Source organism: Rhodovulum kholense (assembly GCF_003053725.1).
GTDB lineage: Bacteria > Pseudomonadota > Alphaproteobacteria > Rhodobacterales > Rhodobacteraceae > Rhodovulum > Rhodovulum kholense.
The window spans coordinates 305,398-322,815 of the sequence record NZ_QAYC01000003.1 but is presented as its reverse complement, the minus strand read 5'-3'; the positions used below and the strand labels follow the sequence as shown (position 1 = coordinate 322,815).

The 17,418-nt window shown below is 68.2% G+C and carries 17 protein-coding genes; 4 read left to right on the top strand and 13 right to left on the bottom strand.

What is annotated here, in order from left to right; all coding sequences use genetic code 11:
• Positions 1 to 56: 56 nt before the first annotated feature.
• Positions 57 to 1,058, top strand: a complete 1,002-nt coding sequence (locus tag C8N38_RS06275) for a DUF2125 domain-containing protein (RefSeq protein ID WP_158272312.1) — start codon at positions 57 to 59, stop codon at positions 1,056 to 1,058.
• Between the two features lie 15 nt (positions 1,059 to 1,073).
• On the opposite strand, the gene C8N38_RS06270 is transcribed toward C8N38_RS06275, so the two are convergent.
• The 6 genes from C8N38_RS06270 to C8N38_RS06245 form a co-directional block, all read right to left on the bottom strand.
• Entirely contained in the window at positions 1,074 to 2,009 is a 936-nt protein-coding gene (locus C8N38_RS06270; protein ID WP_108024977.1) for an extensin-like domain-containing protein, read from the bottom strand.
• Positions 2,009 to 2,932 (bottom strand): prephenate/arogenate dehydrogenase family protein, encoded by a 924-nt coding sequence (locus C8N38_RS06265; RefSeq protein ID WP_108024976.1) that lies wholly within the window; start codon positions 2,930 to 2,932, stop codon positions 2,009 to 2,011. Before C8N38_RS06265 ends, C8N38_RS06270 begins: the two co-directional genes overlap by 1 nt.
• Positions 2,929 to 4,014 (bottom strand): histidinol-phosphate transaminase, encoded by a 1,086-nt coding sequence (hisC, locus tag C8N38_RS06260; RefSeq protein ID WP_108024974.1) that lies wholly within the window; start codon positions 4,012 to 4,014, stop codon positions 2,929 to 2,931. Before hisC ends, C8N38_RS06265 begins: the two co-directional genes overlap by 4 nt.
• Before the next feature lie 118 nt (positions 4,015 to 4,132).
• Positions 4,133 to 4,669, bottom strand: a complete 537-nt coding sequence (locus C8N38_RS06255) for a TIGR00645 family protein (protein WP_108024972.1) — start codon at positions 4,667 to 4,669, stop codon at positions 4,133 to 4,135.
• A 189-nt stretch (positions 4,670 to 4,858) separates the two neighbouring features.
• Positions 4,859 to 5,479 (bottom strand): 30S ribosomal protein S4, encoded by a 621-nt coding sequence (rpsD, locus tag C8N38_RS06250; protein WP_108024970.1) that lies wholly within the window; start codon positions 5,477 to 5,479, stop codon positions 4,859 to 4,861.
• Positions 5,480 to 5,660: 181 nt separating this feature from the next.
• Positions 5,661 to 6,557, bottom strand: coding sequence for an NAD(P)-dependent oxidoreductase (locus C8N38_RS06245; RefSeq protein ID WP_158272311.1), 897 nt, complete (start codon positions 6,555 to 6,557; stop codon positions 5,661 to 5,663).
• Positions 6,558 to 6,626: 69 nt separating this feature from the next.
• Between C8N38_RS06245 and C8N38_RS06240 the strand changes: the two genes are divergently transcribed.
• From C8N38_RS06240 to C8N38_RS06230, 3 genes are read left to right on the top strand one after another with little or no spacing between them, the layout of a single operon-like run.
• Entirely contained in the window at positions 6,627 to 7,628 is a 1,002-nt protein-coding gene (locus C8N38_RS06240) for a ligase-associated DNA damage response exonuclease (protein ID WP_108024966.1), read from the top strand.
• The gene (locus C8N38_RS06235) at positions 7,625 to 9,250 is read left to right on the top strand and encodes an ATP-dependent DNA ligase (RefSeq protein ID WP_108024964.1); all 1,626 of its coding nucleotides are present in this window, start codon (positions 7,625 to 7,627) and stop codon (positions 9,248 to 9,250) included. The genes C8N38_RS06240 and C8N38_RS06235 overlap by 4 nt, the downstream gene beginning before the upstream one ends.
• Before the next feature lie 55 nt (positions 9,251 to 9,305).
• Positions 9,306 to 11,129 carry a M3 family oligoendopeptidase gene (locus C8N38_RS06230; protein WP_108024962.1) on the top strand — a complete coding sequence of 608 codons (1,824 nt, stop codon included), beginning with the start codon at positions 9,306 to 9,308 and terminating at the stop codon, positions 11,127 to 11,129.
• A 66-nt stretch (positions 11,130 to 11,195) separates the two neighbouring features.
• On the opposite strand, the gene C8N38_RS06225 is transcribed toward C8N38_RS06230, so the two are convergent.
• The 7 genes from C8N38_RS06225 to C8N38_RS06195 all read right to left on the bottom strand — a co-directional run bounded on the left by C8N38_RS06225 (position 11,196) and on the right by C8N38_RS06195 (position 17,333).
• Complete coding sequence (locus C8N38_RS06225) at positions 11,196 to 11,498, bottom strand: DUF4389 domain-containing protein (RefSeq protein WP_108024960.1); 303 nt, start codon at positions 11,496 to 11,498, stop codon at positions 11,196 to 11,198.
• 52 nt (positions 11,499 to 11,550) lie between these two features.
• Complete coding sequence (locus C8N38_RS06220) at positions 11,551 to 11,985, bottom strand: baeRF12 domain-containing protein (protein ID WP_108024958.1); 435 nt, start codon at positions 11,983 to 11,985, stop codon at positions 11,551 to 11,553.
• A gap of 91 nt (positions 11,986 to 12,076) precedes the next feature.
• The gene (locus C8N38_RS06215) at positions 12,077 to 12,928 is read right to left on the bottom strand and encodes an ABC transporter permease (protein ID WP_108024956.1); all 852 of its coding nucleotides are present in this window, start codon (positions 12,926 to 12,928) and stop codon (positions 12,077 to 12,079) included.
• Positions 12,929 to 12,942: 14 nt separating this feature from the next.
• Positions 12,943 to 14,631 carry an ABC transporter permease gene (locus C8N38_RS06210; protein ID WP_108024954.1) on the bottom strand — a complete coding sequence of 563 codons (1,689 nt, stop codon included), beginning with the start codon at positions 14,629 to 14,631 and terminating at the stop codon, positions 12,943 to 12,945.
• Entirely contained in the window at positions 14,628 to 14,918 is a 291-nt protein-coding gene (locus C8N38_RS06205; protein ID WP_075786964.1) for a DUF1330 domain-containing protein, read from the bottom strand. Before C8N38_RS06205 ends, C8N38_RS06210 begins: the two co-directional genes overlap by 4 nt.
• Positions 14,919 to 15,033: 115 nt before the next feature.
• On the bottom strand, positions 15,034 to 16,161 hold the full coding sequence (locus tag C8N38_RS06200; RefSeq protein WP_108024952.1) for an extracellular solute-binding protein: 1,128 nt from the start codon (positions 16,159 to 16,161) through the stop codon (positions 15,034 to 15,036).
• 77 nt (positions 16,162 to 16,238) lie between these two features.
• Complete coding sequence (locus C8N38_RS06195; RefSeq protein WP_108024950.1) at positions 16,239 to 17,333, bottom strand: ABC transporter ATP-binding protein; 1,095 nt, start codon at positions 17,331 to 17,333, stop codon at positions 16,239 to 16,241.
• Positions 17,334 to 17,418: the final 85 nt, after the last annotated feature.

Genomic DNA, 17,418 nt, shown 5'->3' with positions numbered 1-17,418 from the left:
TTCCCGTCGCCCCCTGTTACCCTCATCGGGGCATGGGACGAAAGGGGGCCCCGGCGATGCGGTTTCTTCTGTCTCTGGCGCTGCTGGCGGCGCTGGCCTGGTCGGGCTACTGGGCGCTGGCCGCGCGCGGGATCGAACGGGGTCTTGCAGCCTGGCTCGATGCCCGCCGCGCCGAGGGCTGGGTGGCCGATGCGGGCCGCATCTCGGTGAGCGGCTTCCCCACCCGTTTCGACACCCGTCTCTCGCCTCTGGACCTGGCCGATCCGCGCACCGGGCTCGCCTGGTCGATGCCCGGCTTCGGATTTTCCGCGCGCAGCCACCGGCCGCAACACGTCACCGTCCGCTGGCCCGAGACCCAGCGGATCGCGACACCCGCCGAGCGGATCGAAGTCACCGCCGAAGCGATGACCGGCGCGCTGGCCTTCCGCCCGGGCCTCGCGCTGGAGCTTGCCTCGGCGCGGCTTTCGGTCGGCGCCTTCGGGCTGGTGTCGGATGCGGGCTGGCGCGCCTCGATGGATGGCGCCGAGATCGAGACCGCCGCGCTCGACGACCGCCCCGGCGCCCAACGGCTGCGGCTCAGGGCCAGCGGCATGCGCCCGCCCGAGGGGCTTGTCGCGACGCTCGACCCCGCGGGGCTTCTGCCGCCAGTCTTCGACCGGATCGCGCTCGAGGCCGTGGCGGTCTTCGACACGCCCTGGGACCGGCACGCGGTCGAGGACCGGCGCCCGCAGCTGCAACAGGTCGAGATCGGACGGCTCGACGCGCAATGGGGCGATCTGGCGCTGAAGGCGGCCGGGCGCTTCGATGTCGATGCCGAGGGCCAGCCCTCGGGAACGATCACGCTGCGGGCCACCAACTGGCGCGAGATGATCGCGCTTGCGCGCGGCTCGGGGCGGCTTTCCGCGCCGCTGGCGGACCGGCTGGACGCGGCGTTGGGACTGCTGGCGGGGCTGTCGGGGCGGCCCGACATGCTGGACGTGCCGCTGCGCCTTGCGCTGGGGCAGGTCTGGCTCGGCCCGGTGCCGCTGGGACCTGCGCCGAATTTGCGGCTGCGCTAGACGGCGCCGGCCGCTTCAGCGGCAATAGGACCCGCTGCGATAGCGCGCGGTATCGACATGGATGTGATCCTTGTGGAACCCGTCCGAGCCGGGACCAAGCACCGTGCCGAAGGGACCGCAGGCCGCGCGATGGATGCGTTTCAGGATCTTGCCCTGCGAGGCGTCGTTCCAGCCCCGGGCCACCGTCATCGACACGCCGTTGCGCAAGGTCACCGCGCCGATATCGACGGCATGGCCGCGCCCGTGTTCGGACACCTTGGCGCCCTTCTGGTTGTTGCGCGGACGGCAGGCGTAATGGGCAAAGACCTTCAGCGAGGCAACGCCCCCGCCCAGACGGCCCACGGCGGGCTTGATGCCGTCGCTGACCCAGACCCGCAGCGCGCGGGCGGTGTCGCAATCGATGGTGGCGGCCTGGCTGAGCGCCACGCCGTCGACCGCCGTCACCCGCACCGGTCGGTCGACCCCGCAGCCCGCGATCCGGCCCGGGATCGGCGCGATCATCTGGCCCGTGATCGCCGGATCGCCGCAGACCACGCCGCCGCGCGGGGTCAGGATGGCCGAGGGCTGGGTGCGGATGCCCGCCGCCGCAAGCGAGGCGGTCTGATAGGGCGTTCTCGGGCGCGGCTCGGGCCGGGCGGACCGCTCGAGGGTCAGATCGGCCATGACCTCGCGCACGCGGACGGGCGCCCCCGCGACGGTCGGCCGGGGATGCGGGCGCAGCGCAAGCCCCGGGCCGGCCACAGGCGCGGCCCCGGCACCCGGCGGTGCGGCATCGTCCTCGGGACGCATCTGCGGCCGGGCCGCCAGAAGGGCGGCCACCGGCGCCTCGGCCGGGACGACCGTCTGGCTGGCAACCGGGCGCGGCTTCGGGCGCGGTGCACTGTCGAGCGTGGCGGCGCTTCCCGTTCCGGCGATCAGAACCAGCGCAAGACCGAGGCCCGCCCGCCGCATCAGCTGCGAGCCTTGGTGCCGCGGCCGAAATCGGGCGCGTCGGTATCCTGCCCGGCCTCGATGATGCCGCGGCGGATGGCGCGCGTCCGGGTGAAATAGTCGAACAGCTCGTCGCCCTGCCCGGTCCGGATCGCCCGTTGCAGCGCGAACAGTTCTTCGGTGAAGCGGCCGAGGATTTCCAGCGTCGCTTCCTTGTTGGTCAGGAACACATCGCGCCACATGGTCGGGTCCGAGGCCGCGATTCGGGTGAAATCGCGAAAGCCCGCCGCCGAATACTTGATGACCTCGCTGTCGGTCACCCGGCGCAGGTCGTCGGCGACGCCCACCATGGTATAGGCGATGAGGTGCGGCACATGCGAGGTCACCGCCAGCACCAGATCGTGGTGGTCGGGGTCCATCTCCTCGACATTGGCGCCCATGCCTTCCCAGAGCCGCTTCAGCCGCTCGGTCGCGGCGGGGTCTGTGCCGGGCACCGGCACGATCAGGCTCCAGCGATTGTCGAACAGTTCGGCAAAGCCCGAGCGCGGCCCCGAATGCTCGGTCCCGGCCAGCGGGTGCGCGGGAATGAAGTGAACCCCCTCGGGCACATGCGGCGCGACCGCCTCGATCACCGAACGCTTGACAGACCCCACGTCGGTCAAGGTGGCACCGGGTGCCAGATGCGGCGCGATCTCGGCCGCAACCGCGCCCATCGCGCCGACCGGCACCGCCAGAACCACCAGATCGGCGCCCTCCGCCGCCTCGGCCGCAGTCTCGACCACGCGGTCGACCAGCCCGATCTCGGCGGCAACGGCGCGGGTTTCGGCCGAGCGGGCGGTGCCGACGATCTCGCCCGCCAGCCCCGCCCGGCGCATCGCCAGCGCCATCGAGCCCGCGATCAGGCCCAGCCCGATCAGCGCGACCCGATCGTAGATGGGGCTCACCGAGCCCCCTCCTTGAAGGCCCGCACGGCATGGGCCACCCGGCGGCAGGCCGCCTCGTCGCCCACGGTGATGCGCAGCGCATGGGGCAGCTTGTAGCCCCCGACCCGGCGCACGATCAGCCCCTGCGACTTGAGATAGGCATCGCAGGCCTCGGCCTCGGCCGCGTCGGCAAAGCGCGGCAGCACGAAGTTGGCGAAGGTCGGATCGGTCGGTACGCCCGCCTCGGTCAGCGCCCCGGCCAGCCAGGCCGCAAGCCGCGTGTTCTCGGCCCGGCAGCGCGTCACGAACGCCTGATCGCGCACCGCCGCCTCGGCGGTCTCAAGCTGCGCCTGGCCGAGGTTGAAGGGGCTGCGGACCCGGTTCAGCACGCCGATCACCTCGGGCGCGGCAAAGGCCCAGCCGACCCGCAGCCCGCCAAGGCCGTAGATCTTCGAGAAGGTCCGGGTCATCACCACGTTATGGTGCCGGTCGACCAGCGCACGGCCGCCATCGAAGCCCTCGACATATTCGGCATAGGCCGCGTCAAGCACCAGCACCACGCGATCGGGCAGGTTTTCGGCCAGCCGCCGGGTCTCGGCCTCGGGGATCATGGTGCCGGTGGGATTGCCCGGATTGGCCAGAAACACGATCCGGGTCCGGTCGGTCACCCCGGCAAGGATCGCATCGACATCGACGGTGCGCTCGACCTCGTCGACCTCGACCGGGGTCGCCCCCGCCGCCAGCGCCGAGATCCGGTACATGGCAAAGCCGTGCCGGGTATGGATCACCTCGTCGCCGGGACCGGCATAGGCCTGACACAGAAAGGCGATGATCTCGTCCGAGCCGACACCGCAGATCACCCGCTCGGGGTCGAGATCGTGCTGTTCGCCGATGGCGGCGCGCAGCTCGGCATGGTCGGTCGAGGGATAGCGATGCAGGCTGTGCACGCAGCGCGAGAAGGCGGCTTTCGTCTTCTCGGAGGTGCCGAACGGGTTCTCGTTCGACGACAGCTTGACGACGTCGCTCATCCCCTCGATTTTCGACTGCCCGCCCTGGTAAAGGGCGATCTCGAGAATTCCGGGTTGGGGGGGGATCCTGGTCATTTTCGTTGTCTCCTTGGCGCGCATCCGTAGCCCACGGCAGGGGCCAAGGCCAGCACGAAAAGCCCCCGCCCGGGCCGTTCGGCGGACCGCGTGACCGGCGTGGCCGCGCCGTCCGGGCTCAGTGCTTCTTGGCGCGCGCCGAGAGCCAGTCCATCGCCGCCAGCAGCACGCCCGACAGCACGAAAACCATATGGATCAGCACCAGCCAGAACAGTTCTGTATTGCCATAGACCGCATCGGCCTTGGCCTGCCCGATCTCCATGAAGCGTTTCAGCAGGTGAATCCCGGAAATCGCCACGATCGAGGCGATCAGCTTCATCTTGAGGCCCGAGAAATCGACCGTGCCCATCCAGTCGGGCCGGTCGTTATGGGCGCCGATATCCAGCTTCGAGACGAAATTCTCGTAGCCCGAGAACAGCACGATCAGCAGCAGGTTGGCCGCCAGCGTCAGGTCGATCAGCGTCAGCACCGCCAGGATCGCGGTCTCGCTGGACATGGTCAGCACCTGTGGCGCGTAATAGGCGATCTCGCGCATGAAGACGACGACCAGCATCGCCAGCGACACCACAAGGCCCAGATACATCGGCGCCATCAGCCAGCGCGACGCGAAAAGCCCGCGTTCGAAAGCCTGCTCGACGGAAGGTTTTTCGGCCATGATCGGAACTCCCAGGGACCCTCTGCGCGCGGCCCATAGCGCGCCGCCCGGATTCGGGCAAGCGGGCGAACCGGCGCGGCGACAGGTGTGCCGTCGGACGGGCGCCCGAGACCGCAGCGCCGGCAATGGAAAGGGCCCGCCCTGCGCGCAGCAGGACGGGCCCCAGATCTTGCGTGTCGGCGCGGAACCTTAGTTCTGCGCGTAGAATTCGATGACGAGGTGGGGTTCCATCACCACCGGATAGGGCACATCGCCCAGCCCCGGGATCCGCACGAAGGTGGCGGTCATCTTGGAATGGTCGGCCTCGATGTAGTCGGGCACGTCGCGTTCGGACAGCTGGGTCGCTTCGAGCAGCGCGGCCATCTGCTTGGACTTCTCGCGGACCTCGACGACGTCGCCTTCCTTGACCCGGTAGGACGGGATGTTGACGCGCTGGCCGTTCACCGTCACGTGGCCGTGGTTCACGAACTGGCGGGCGGCGAAGATGGTCGGCACGAACTTGGCGCGGTAGACGACGGTGTCCAGACGGCGTTCCAGCAGACCGACCAGCAGCTCGCCGGTATCGCCGCGCTGACGTTCGGCCTCGGCGAAGATGCGGCGGAACTGTTTCTCGGTCATGTCGCCGTAGTAGCCTTTCAGCTTCTGCTTGGCGCGCAGCTGGATCCCGAAGTCGGACAGCTTGCCCTTGCGGCGCTGGCCATGCTGGCCGGGGCCGTATTCGCGGCGGTTGACCGGGGACTTGGCGCGGCCCCAGATGTTTTCGCCCATGCGGCGGTCGATCTTGTACTTGGCAGACGTGCGTTTGGTCACGGCTGATCTCCTTCAAACGGGCGCCGCCCGACGGGCGGCAATGAAGGGCGTTGTCCTCTGGACCCGTTCCGGCACGGCCCGGACCCTGACAGGCATCCCCTTGCGGGGGCCACCAACACCAATGAAAATCCCGGCCGCGAGGGGCCGGAATGGCGCGCTTATACAGGGGCGGCCGCCGCTGTCAAGCGCCCAGCGCCCGGATCGCCGCCTCGGCCGCCATCATCCCCATCCGCCGGAAGCTCTGGTCGCCGCGCGCCGCCGCATGGGGCGAGACCAGCGCATTCGGCAGCGTGAAAAGCGGGTCCGAGGGCCGCGCCGGTTCGGTCTCGAACACATCGAGCCCGATGCCGCCCAGCCGGGGCGCGGCCGCGACCAGCGCCGCCTCGTCGACGATGCCGCCCCGCCCGGTATTGATCAGGATCGCCCCCTCAGGGAGTGCCGCCAGCTCGGCCGCGCCGATCAGCCCGCGCGTGCCCTCGTTCAGCGGCAGATGCAGGCTGAGGATCTGCGCGGCGGGCAGTGCCGCCCGCAGATCGCGCACCACCGGCACGCCCGCGTCTTCGGCGCTCAGCCGCCGGTGCCACAGCGTGACCTCGATCCCGAAGGCCTGCGCCAGCTGCGCGACCCGCTGGCCGATCGGCCCGAAGCCCGCGATCAGCATCCGCCGGCCCGAAAGCTCGACCGGCGCCAGCTGCTCGACGCCGGCAAAGCCCGCCCGCGCGACCCGGTCCATCGCCACCGCCTGCCGCGCCAGCGCCAGAAGCAGCATCATCGTATGCTCGGCCACCGCATTGGCATTGGCCCCGGGGGTGTTGAAGACCGGAATCCCCCGGCCTTCTGCCTCGGCCACCGGGATGTTGTCGGTGCCGACCCCGTGCTTGCAGATCGCCTTCAGCGCGGGCGCCCCGGCGATCATCGCGGGGCTCAGGCGAAAAGTGCGCACGATCCAGGCGCGCGCGGCCGCCAGCCCGGCGGCGGGGTCGCTGTCCTGCCAGCCGCAGGATACACTCAGCCCCGCCGAGGCCAGCAGCGCCAGCGCGTCGGGATGGATCGGTTCGGTCACATGCACATCGGCCATCGAGGCCCTATGCGCCGCCGCCGCGCCGAATGCAATCGCCCCGGCCCCGGGCCGCGCTATAGTCGGGCCATGAGCGTTCTGAGCGTCACCGAGCACGGGCTTTACTGCCCCGCAGGCGATTTTTACATCGACCCCTGGGCGCCGGTCGACCGGGCGCTGATCACCCATGGCCATTCCGACCATGCCCGCCCCGGCCACCGCCGCTATCTGGCAACCGACACCGGCGCCCCGGTGATCCGCCACCGGCTGGGCGCCATCGCGCTGGAAACCATCCGCTACGCCGAGACCCGCCGGATCGGCGCGGCGATGGTCTCGTTCCACCCGGCGGGCCATGTGCCGGGCTCGGCCCAGATCCGGGTCGAGGTGGCGGGCGAGGTCTGGGTCGTCTCGGGCGATTACAAGCCCGGGCCCGACGGGCTGTCCGAACCGTTCGAGCCGGTGCCCTGCCATACCTTCATCAGCGAATGCACCTTCGGGCTGCCGGTCTTCCGCTGGCGCCCGCAAGCGCAGGTGATGGCCGAGATCCGCGACTGGTGGGCGGAAAACGCAGCTCAGGGCCAGGCCAGCCTTCTGGGCGCATATGCGCTTGGCAAGGCGCAGCGGCTGCTGGTGGGGCTTGGCGACAGCGGGGGACCGATCCTGACCCATGGCGCCATCGAGGCCACCTGCCGGGTGATGCGCGCGCAAGGTATCGCCCTGCCCGACACGGTGCCGGTCACGCCCGAGACCGATCCGCGCACCCATCCCGGCGCTCTGGTGCTGGCCCCGCCCTCGGCCCTTGGCAGCACCTGGGCGCGGCGCTTCGGTCAGGCCTCGACCGGGCTTGCCTCGGGCTGGATGGCGCTGCGCGGCGTACGGCGGCGGCGCGCGGCCGACCGGGGCTTCGTGCTGTCCGATCATGCCGACTGGGACGGGCTCAACGCCGCGATCCGCGCGACGGGGGCCGAGCGGGTGCTGATGACCCATGGCTACACCGGCCCGTTCCGGCGCTGGCTGGCAGAACAGGGCTATGACGCGGGCATCGTCGCCACCGCCTGGGAGGGCGAAACGACCGAAGGCGACGCGGAATGAAGCGCTTCGCCGCCCTCTATACCGCTCTTGACCGGACCACCCGCACCACCGCCAAGGTCGAGGCACTCGCCGCCTATCTGGCCGAGGCGCCCGAGCCCGACCGGCTCTGGACCGTGGCGCTTCTTTCGGGACGCCGCCCGCGCCGGGCGGTGACCGCGACGCGGCTGCGGGAATGGGCGGCCGAACGGGCGGGGCTGCCGCTTTGGCTGTTCGAGGACTGCTATCCGGTCGTAGGCGATCTGGCCGAAACCATCGCGCTGGTCCTGCCCCCGCCCGCGCAGGACAGCGACCTCAGCCTGTCGGCCCGGATGACCGACATCCTTGCCATGGCCGCGATGGACGAGCCCGCCCGCAAGGCCGCGATCCTAGACGCCTGGGACAGCCTCGGCGGGACCGAACGGTTCCTCTACACCAAACTGCTGACCGGCGGGTTTCGCGTCGGCGTCAGCCAGACCCTGATGACCCGCGCGCTGGCCCGCGCCACCGGGCAGGACGAGGCCGAACTGGCGCACCGGCTGATGGGCGACTGGACCCCCGCGACGACCAGCTGGCAGACGCTGATCGAGGCGCCCGACCCGGCGGCGGCGCTGTCGCGCCCCTATCCCTTCTACCTGGCCTATCAGATCGAGGGCCCGCCCGAGGCGTTGGGCGTGCCCGCCGACTGGATCGCCGAATACAAGTGGGACGGCATCCGCGGCCAGCTGATCGCACGCGGCGGGGTGCATTTCCTGTGGTCGCGCGGCGAGGACCTGATCACGGACCGCTTCCCCGAACTGGCCGTCGCCCGCGATTTCCTGCCCGCAGGCACCGTGCTCGACGGCGAGATCCTGGCCTGGAAGGACGGCCGCCCCCTGCCCTTCGCCGCGCTCCAGACCCGGATCGGGCGGAAGACCGTGTCGAAACGGCTGCTGGCCGAGACCCCGGCCGCCTTCGTCGCCTATGACCTGCTGGAAGATGGCGGCACCGATATCCGCGCCCGCCCGCTGGCCGAACGCCGCGCGCGGGTGGAAGAGATCATCGCAGGGGTGCCGCCCGGCGGGCCGCTGCGCCTGTCCCCGGTTCTGCCCTTCGACGACTGGCAGGATCTGGCCCGGACCCGGGGCGCGGCTCGTGCGGCCGAGGCCGAAGGCGTGATGCTGAAACGCGCGGACGCGCCCTATCTGGCCGGTCGCAAAAAGGGCGACTGGTGGAAATGGAAGCTCGACCCGCTGACCGTCGATGCGGTGATGATCTATGCCCAGGCGGGGCACGGGCGGCGCGCGACGCTTTACACCGATTTCACCTTCGCGGTCAGGGACGGCGAGGCGCTGGTGCCGGTGACCAAGGCCTATTCCGGGCTGACCGATGCCGAATTCCGCGAAATCACCGCCTGGGTGCGGAAGAACACGCTGCAACGCTTTGGCCCGGTGCGGCAGGTCGCGCCCGAACTGGTCTTCGAGATCGCCTTCGAGGGCATCCGGGCCAGCCCCCGGCACAAGTCGGGCCTTGCCCTGCGCTTTCCCCGGATGGCGCGCTGGCGGCGCGACAAGCCCGCGGCCGAGGCCAATACGCTGGACGATCTGAAGGCCCTGCTGGAGGCGCCGGACCGGGACGCAGGCTCTGAAGGACAGCGCGGCGCTTGAACCGCCGCCCCCCGGCACTCTATCTCTGGATCGAGACAACAAATGAGGATCGCCCATGCGCATCGCCCCGCCCGCCCCCGTCTTCGACGCCAATGCCAGCGCCGGCGGCGCGCTGGGCGATCTGCCGGAATGGGATCTGTCCGATCTCTACGCCGCGCCCGACGCCCCCGAAATCGCCCGCGACATGGACTGGCTCGAACAGGAATGCACAGCCTTCGCGGCCGATTTCGAGGGCAAGCTGGCCGGGCTCGACGCCGTTGGGATGCTGGCTTGCGTCGAACGCTACGAGGCCATCGACCGCGTCGCCGGGCGGATCATGTCCTATGCGGGGCTGCGCTATTACCAGAACACCATGGATGCGAGCCGCGCCAAGTTCCTGTCGGATTGCCAGGACCGGATCACCGCCGCGACCACGCCGCTTGTCTTCTTCTCGCTCGAATTCAACCGGATCGCGGACAGCGCCTATGAGGCCGTGATCACGGCCGACCCGGCCCTGACGCGCTACAAGCCCGTCTTCGACCGGATGCGGGCGATGCGGCCCTATCAGCTGTCGGACGAACTGGAAAAATTCCTGCACGACCAGTCGGTGGTGGGCGCGAGCGCCTGGAACAAGCTGTTCGACGAAACCGTGGCCGGGCTGGGCTTCGAGGTCGGTGACGAGGCGCTGGGGATCGAGGGCACGCTGAACCTGCTGACCGATCCCGACCGCACGAAACGCGAGGCGGCGGCGCGCGCGCTGGCCGAGGTCTTCGGCGCCAACATCAAGCTCTTTGCCCGGGTGCATAACACGCTGGCCAAGGAGAAGGAGATCGAGGACCGCTGGCGCAAGATGCCGACGCCCCAGACCGGGCGGCACCTGTCGAACCATGTCGAACCCGAGGTGGTCGAGGCGCTGCGCAATGCCGTGGTCGCGGCCTATCCCAAGCTCTCGCACCGCTATTACGCGCTGAAGGCCAAGTGGCTGGGGCTCGACAAGCTGCAGGTCTGGGACCGCAACGCGCCCTTGCCCATCGAGGAACCGAAGACCGTCGGCTGGGACGCCGCCAAGGCCACGGTGATGGAGGCCTATTCCGAATTCTCGCCGAAGATGGCCGAGATCGCGCAGCCCTTCTTCGACAAGGGCTGGATCGACGCGGGCGTCAAACCCGGCAAGGCCCCCGGCGCCTTCGCCCATCCGACCGTGACCGACGTCCACCCCTATGTGATGCTGAACTATCTGGGCAAGCCGCGCGACGTGATGACGCTGGCGCATGAGCTGGGGCACGGCGTCCATCAGGTGCTGGCCGCCGGTCAGGGCGAGCTGCTGGCCTCGACGCCGCTGACGCTGGCCGAGACGGCATCGGTCTTCGGCGAGATGCTGACCTTCCGCAAGCTGCTGGCGGGCGCCACGACTCCGGCGCAGAAAAAGACGCTGCTGGCGGGCAAGGTCGAGGACATGATCAACACGGTCGTGCGCCAGATCGCCTTCTACGATTTCGAATGCAAGCTGCACGAGGCCCGGCGCGGCGGCGAACTGACGCCCGAGGACATCAACGAGATCTGGATGAGCGTGCAGGGCGAAAGCCTTGGGCCGGTCTTCGAGTTCATGCCGGGCTACGAGACCTTCTGGGCCTATGTCCCGCATTTCGTCCATTCGCCCTTCTACGTCTATGCCTATGCCTTCGGCGACGGGCTGGTGAACGCGCTTTACGCGGTCTACGAGGAAAGCGGTCCGGGCTTCCAGGACAAGTATTTCGACATGCTGAAGGCGGGCGGGTCCAAGCACCACAAGGAACTGCTGGCGCCCTTCGGGCTCGATGCCTCGGACCCGGCCTTCTGGGACAAGGGCCTGTCGATGATCTCGGGCTTCATCGACGAGCTGGAGGCGATGGAGGACTGATCCCCCGCCGCACTGCCGGGCGGCGCAATCTCTGCGCCACCCGGCCCGATCAAGCCCGGGACCGGCTTATTTCCAGTCGGTCCAGGGGAAGGGCTTGGCTTCGCTCGTCACCGTCAGGTAGCGCGCGGCAATCGCCATCCAGTTGGCCAGCTTGTCGCCGAATTCGGCGATCCTCTCGCTCTCTTCCTTGGCAAAGAGAAGCCAGCCGAATTGCAGCACGGCCGCGATGATCAGGATCATCTGCGCGGCATAGAAGAGGGCCAGCATCAACAGCATCCAGCCCCCCCGGATCAGCGCGGGACGGTAGCCCGTTTCCTGGGCGCCCGATGCCCGCGCGCCGTCGTTGAGCGTCGAGTTGGTATCGGTCATAGGTCCAGCCTCCGCTGCGACCGCATTCCCGGGATACCCCACGCATCCCGTCTCAGAACACGATCACTTCCTCGAAATGGCGAGGCAGGTCCGCCGCTGCAACCCCCACGATGTCCTTGTTCAGATCGACGGCAAGCGCGCGCTCAAGCGGGCCCTCGATCCGGTTGCGCAATTCGCCCAGCATCTGCGGCGGCGCGGTCATCACGAAGCGGTCGTAATCCCCCCGCGCCCACACCTCGGCCGTGACGCTCAGCACGTCCGTCGCGAAACTTTCGCGGTTCTGGGTCCGGGGGCTTGTGGTCGGCTCCAGCGCATGGCGCCCGGCCGCCGGTCCGCCCTGGTCGCGGCCGCGCCCGTCGGCATATTCGATTTCGCGCGTCTTCTGGAAATGGCTGACCTCCCTCAGCCCCTTGCCGGGACCCAGATTGACCAGCAGTCGGGCCTCGCGCTCGTTGGCGACGAGAACCAGTGTCTTGAACGGTTTCATGGCCTCCCCTCCCTTGCCGTAGACATCCTTACAACAAGACAGGCGCGGCGGTTGTTCCGTCAAGCGGAGAACGGGGCTCTGCCCCGCCCGCTCAGCCCGGGCTCATGCCGCGCATCTTCTCGGACCTGCGGCGCAGGATTTCGACCGCGGTCAGCAGCCCGATCGAGATCACCACGAGGATCGTCGCGACCGCGAGGATGGTCGGGCTGATCTGCTCGCGCAGGCCGGTGAACATCTGCCAGGGCAGCGTCTGCTGATTGGCCGAGCCGACAAACAGCACCACCACCACCTCGTCGAAGGAGGTGATGAAGGCGAAAAGCCCGCCCGAGACGACGCCCGGCAGGATCAGCGGCATCTGCACCTTGAAGAAGGTCGTGACCGGGTTCGCGCCAAGGCTGGCCGAGGCGCGCGTCAGCGACTTGTCGAAGCCCACCAGCGTCGCGGTCACGGTGATGATGACGAAGGGAATGCCCAGCGCGGCATGGGCCAGCACCACGCCCAGATAGGTGCCCTGCAGCCCGATCCGGGAATAGAAGAAATACATCCCCGCCGCCGAGATGATCAGCGGCACGATCATCGGAGAGATCATGATCGCCATGATCGCCCGCCGGAACGGCACATGCTCCTGACTGAGCCCGACCGCCGCCAGCGTACCCAGCCCGACCGCCAGAAGCGTCGCGGCGGGCGCGATCTTGACCGAGTTCCACAGCGCATGCTGCCAGGCATTGCTGGTGAAGAACTCCTGGTAGTGCTTGAGCGAATAGCCCTCGGGGTCGAGCGCCAGCATTTTCGGCGTGAAGGTGAAGAAATTCTCGGCATTGAAGCTGAGCGGGATGATCACGAGGATCGGCGCGATCAGGAAGAAGAAGATCAGCCCGCAGATCACGTAGAAGGCATAATGCCAGATCCGCTGTCCGGTCGTGGCATAGGGGGGAAGGTCCATTTGCGACATCTGCGTTACCCCAGGCTCACGTTGTCGATGCCCACGAGCTTGTCATAGGCCCAGTAAAGGATCAGCACGACCGCCAGCAGGATCGAGCCCAGAGCGGCCGCGAGGCCCCAGTTGAGCGAGCTGGAGATATGATAGGCGATCCGGTTCGAGATGAAGGTGCCCGAGGTGCCGCCGACCAGTTCCGGCGTGATGTAATAGCCGATGGCCAGGATGAAGACGAGGATGCAGCCCGCGCCGATCCCCGGCACCGATTGCGGGAAGTAAACCCGCCAGAACGCCGTCCAGTTGGTGGCGCCAAGGCTCTTCGCGGCCCGCACGTAGGAGGGCGGGATGGTCTTCATCACCGAGTAAAGCGGCAGGATCATGAAGGGCAGCAGGATATGCGTCATCGCGATGATGGTGCCGGTCTGGTTGTTGATCAGGATCAGCCGCCCGCTGTTCGACACGATCCCCAGCCAGACGAGGATGTCGTTGATCACGCCCTGCTGCTGCAGCAACACCTTCCAGGCCGAGGTCCTGACCAGAAGCGAGGTCCAGAACGGCAAGAGCACAAGGATCATCAGCAGGTTCGAGGTCCTGAGCGGCAGGTTCGACAGCAGATAGGCGATCGGATAGCCCAGAAGCACGCAGGACCCCATGATCATCAGGCTCATGAACAGCGTCCGCTCGAACAGCATGATGTAGATCTGCCGGTCCTCGGGCTGGGCCGCGACCCCGTCCGGCGTCAGTTGCAGATCGACGGCGTTCAGGAAATAGCCCGGCGTATAGGCAGACGAGAAGGTCTTGATGGTGCCCCAGACCCCCGGATCGCCCCAGTCCTTGTCGGCCTCGAGATAGAGATCGGCAAGGTTGACCGTCTCGAACCCCTCGACCGCGTCATGGGCGGCATCCAGCATCGCCTCGGCCTCGGGACCGAGCTGGGCGATGGCGCCCGGTCCGACGTGCAGAAGATCGCGGTAAAGCGCCAGATAGACCGGCGCCCAGGGATCCTCGGCGGCCGGATCGTCGCCATCCTCGACCTGCGCGATGCGGGCGAATTCGGCATAGGCGCTGGCGGTCTCGGGCAGCACGTCCGCCACTTCGTCGCGCAGCCGGAACAGCGGCTGGGCCTGGGTGAACTCGCGCCGCGCGGCCTTGGCGGCCTCGCCCGCCGCGGTCCAGGCCCGGTATTCGGCGACCCAGTCCGGGTCGGCCATCAGCGCGATCCAGGTGGCGGGCTCTTCCCAGGCGGGATCGACGGCGGCGAACTGGTCGCGATAGGTCTCGCCGAAATCATCGACCCGGCGGCCCGCCTTGCGGAACAGCGACGAAACCCCGGTATATTCATAGTTCAGCCGCGTCCCCAGCCGGGTGTGCAGCTTGCGCTCGCTGGCGGCGGTCAGGTCGTAGGTGAAGGCCGCCAGCACCGCCTCGGAGGGCATGGTGCCGCTGTCGGGGTCGTAATCCTGGATCGCACGGGCGGTGCGCGGCAGGGTCTCGGCGACGATCTGGTTCTCGACCGACCGGAACAGCATGTCGGCGATGGGCGCGATGAAGGTCACCAGGATGAAGATCAGCAGCGGCGCGATCAGCATCAGCGCGCGCAGCTTCTGCGCCCTCAGCGCGCGGCGCAGGCTGCGCTTGAGCGGCAGGCCGTCGGCGGCCAGGACCGGGCCCGTGTCCGTGCCTGCGGGGGCGGTGGCAGTTTCCGTCATGCCACGCCCTCGACCAGAACGATGTCGCTGAACGCGGTGGCGTGGCGGATGCGCGCGACCTCCTGGTATTCGGGCGAATGGAAGGCGCGTTTCGCGGTTTCGAAATCGGGGAACTCGATCACCACATGGCGGTCCTTCATCGGGCCTTCGGGCGCTTCCGAGGCGCCGCCGCGGACGATGAACCGCCCGCCGAAGCCTTCGAGAATCGGCGTGTCGCGGTCGACATACTCGCGGTAGGCCTCCGGATCGGTCACGGTGATATGGGCGATGATATACCCCTTGGGCATCTCGCGCGTCCCCCTGGTCTTGTGCTGGGGCCGAGGCGCGCGCCGCCTGGGGCGCGCGCCGTGGCCGGGATGTCGGGGGCGGCGCGCCTCCCGAAGGGCACGCCGCCTTGCGGTCTTAGCGGGCGAGCCAGGCCTGGAACTTGGCCTCGACGTCGTCCTGGTTGTCGGCCCACCATTCGATGTTGTTCACCAGATAGTTCTTCTGGTTCGCGGGGTTGGTGGGCATGAACGGCGCCATCTCGATGCCCAGCTCGGCATGGGTCGACACCAGCGGCTGCGACGAGGCGCGTGACGGGCCGTAAGAGATATACTTGGCCTGATCGGCCAGGCGCTGGGTGTCGGTCGCGAAATGCAGGAAGTGCATCACCCGGTTCAGCCGGTCCTCGGGCAGGTCGGCGGGGATGATCCAGCCGTCATAGTCGAAGACCTGCCAGTCCCACAGCATCTTCACGGGTTGCTTCTGTTCCACGATCAGGCTGAAGAGCCGGCCGTTATAGGTCGAGCCGATCACCACTTCGCCATCGGCCAGGCGCTGCGGCGTCTCGGCGCCCGCCGACCACCAGATCACGTCGTCCTTGATGGTGTCGAGCTTGGCCAGCGCGCGATCGACACCCTCGGGCGTGTCGAGCACATCGTACAGGTCGTCCTTCTCGACGCCGTCGCACAGCAGCGCCCATTCGAGGTTCTTCTTCGGGCGCTTTTCGAGGCTGCGCTTGCCGGGGAAGGTCTCGGTATCGAACAGCGCGCAGAGATTCTCGGGCTCCTTGCCGTTCCAGGCCGCGACATCGGTACGGTAGCCGAAGGTGGTCGAGAAGACGATCTGCGGCACGAAACAGTCATTGATGACGCTGTCGCCGAAATCCTTGGTCGCCGGGGTGCCGTCGGGCGCGGCCGCCAGCATCTCGTCGAGATCCACTTCCATCGCCAGGCCCTCGTCGCAGAGCCGCTGGCTGTCGGGGCCCTCGACATCGACCAGATCCCAGGTGATGTTGCCCGCCTCGTTCATGGCGCGCAGCTTGGCCACCGCCTCGTTCGAGCTTTCGTCCCAGGTGAAGCCGGTGCCGGTCATCTCGGCATAGGGCTCGGAATAGGCCTTCTGCTGGCTGGTCTGGTAGGCGCCGCCCCAGGAGACGACAGTGAGGCCGTCGGCACAGCCCTCGCAGGGCGGCAGGTCCTCGGCAAGGGCAAACCCGGCGGGCAGTGCCGCCAGAGCGGTTGCGGAAAGAAGATGTCGGATCGTCATTGCGATCTCCCTGCTGACTTGGCCCGGATCCGTGTTGCTCCGGCCATCGCCCCCGGGCGAGGCGCGACCGGAAGCTGTCAGGGCGCGTCCAGCGCGCGGCAATCCTCGGGCAGCCAGCCGATCTCGATATGTTCGCCGGGCCTCAGCCGACGCTGGTCGGGGGCGTTGCGGGTCTTGATGACAAAATCGTCGTTGCCCGCGACCCGAAGCCGGGTCCGGTAAATGTCGCCCATATAGATGAATTCCAGCACCTCGGCATGGATCAGATGCGCCCCGGGCGTAAGCCGCTTGGGGTCGATCTCGACCCGCTCGGGCCGGATCGAGACCAGCGTGCGGTCGCCGCGGTTCCTGACGTTGACCGGGATCGCGTCGATCACCTCGCCATCGTCCAGCTCGACCAGCGCGGTGCCGTTGATTTCCTTGACGCGGCCAAGCAGCGTGTTGTTCTCGCCGATGAACTGGGCGACGAAACTGTTCACGGGCTTTTCGTAAAGCTCGTCGGGCCGGGCCAGCTGCTGGATGCGGCCGTCGTTGAAGACCGCGACCCGGTCGGACATGGTCAGCGCCTCGGTCTGGTCATGGGTCACATAGACGGTGGTGATCCCCAGATTATGCGCCAGCCGCGTGATCTCGAACTGCATGTGCTCGCGCAGCTGCTTGTCGAGCGCGCCCAGCGGCTCGTCCATCAGGACCAGCTCGGGCTCGAAGACCAGCGCGCGGGCCAGCGCGATCCGCTGTTGCTGACCGCCCGACAGCTGCGCCGGGCGGCGGCCGCCGAAGGCGCCCATCTGCACCATCTCCAGCGCCCGCTGCACCTTGGCCTCGCGGTCCGCCCGGCCGATCTTGCGCACCTCCAGCGGGAAGGCCAGGTTCTCGGCCACCGTCATGTGCGGGAAAAGCGCGTAGTTCTGGAACACCATGCCGATCCCGCGCTTGTGCGGCGGGATGTTGTTGATCGGCTTGCCGTCCAGAAGGATGTCGCCATGGGTCGCGGTCTCGAACCCGGCCAGCATCATCAGACAGGTGGTCTTGCCCGACCCCGAGGGCCCGAGCATGGTCAGGAACTCACCCTTGCCGATGGAGAGATTGAGGTCTTTGACGACGAGAGTTTCCCCGTCATAGCTCTTCTGCACGCGGTCGAAGACCACGAAACCGTCGCTTGTTCCGGTCAACCGGTATCCCCTGTCGTTCTGGCGCCCCCTTTTTGGGGCCGCTCTTCTTGTCGGCTCTGCGTCCGTTGCCCAAAAAGGTATCATC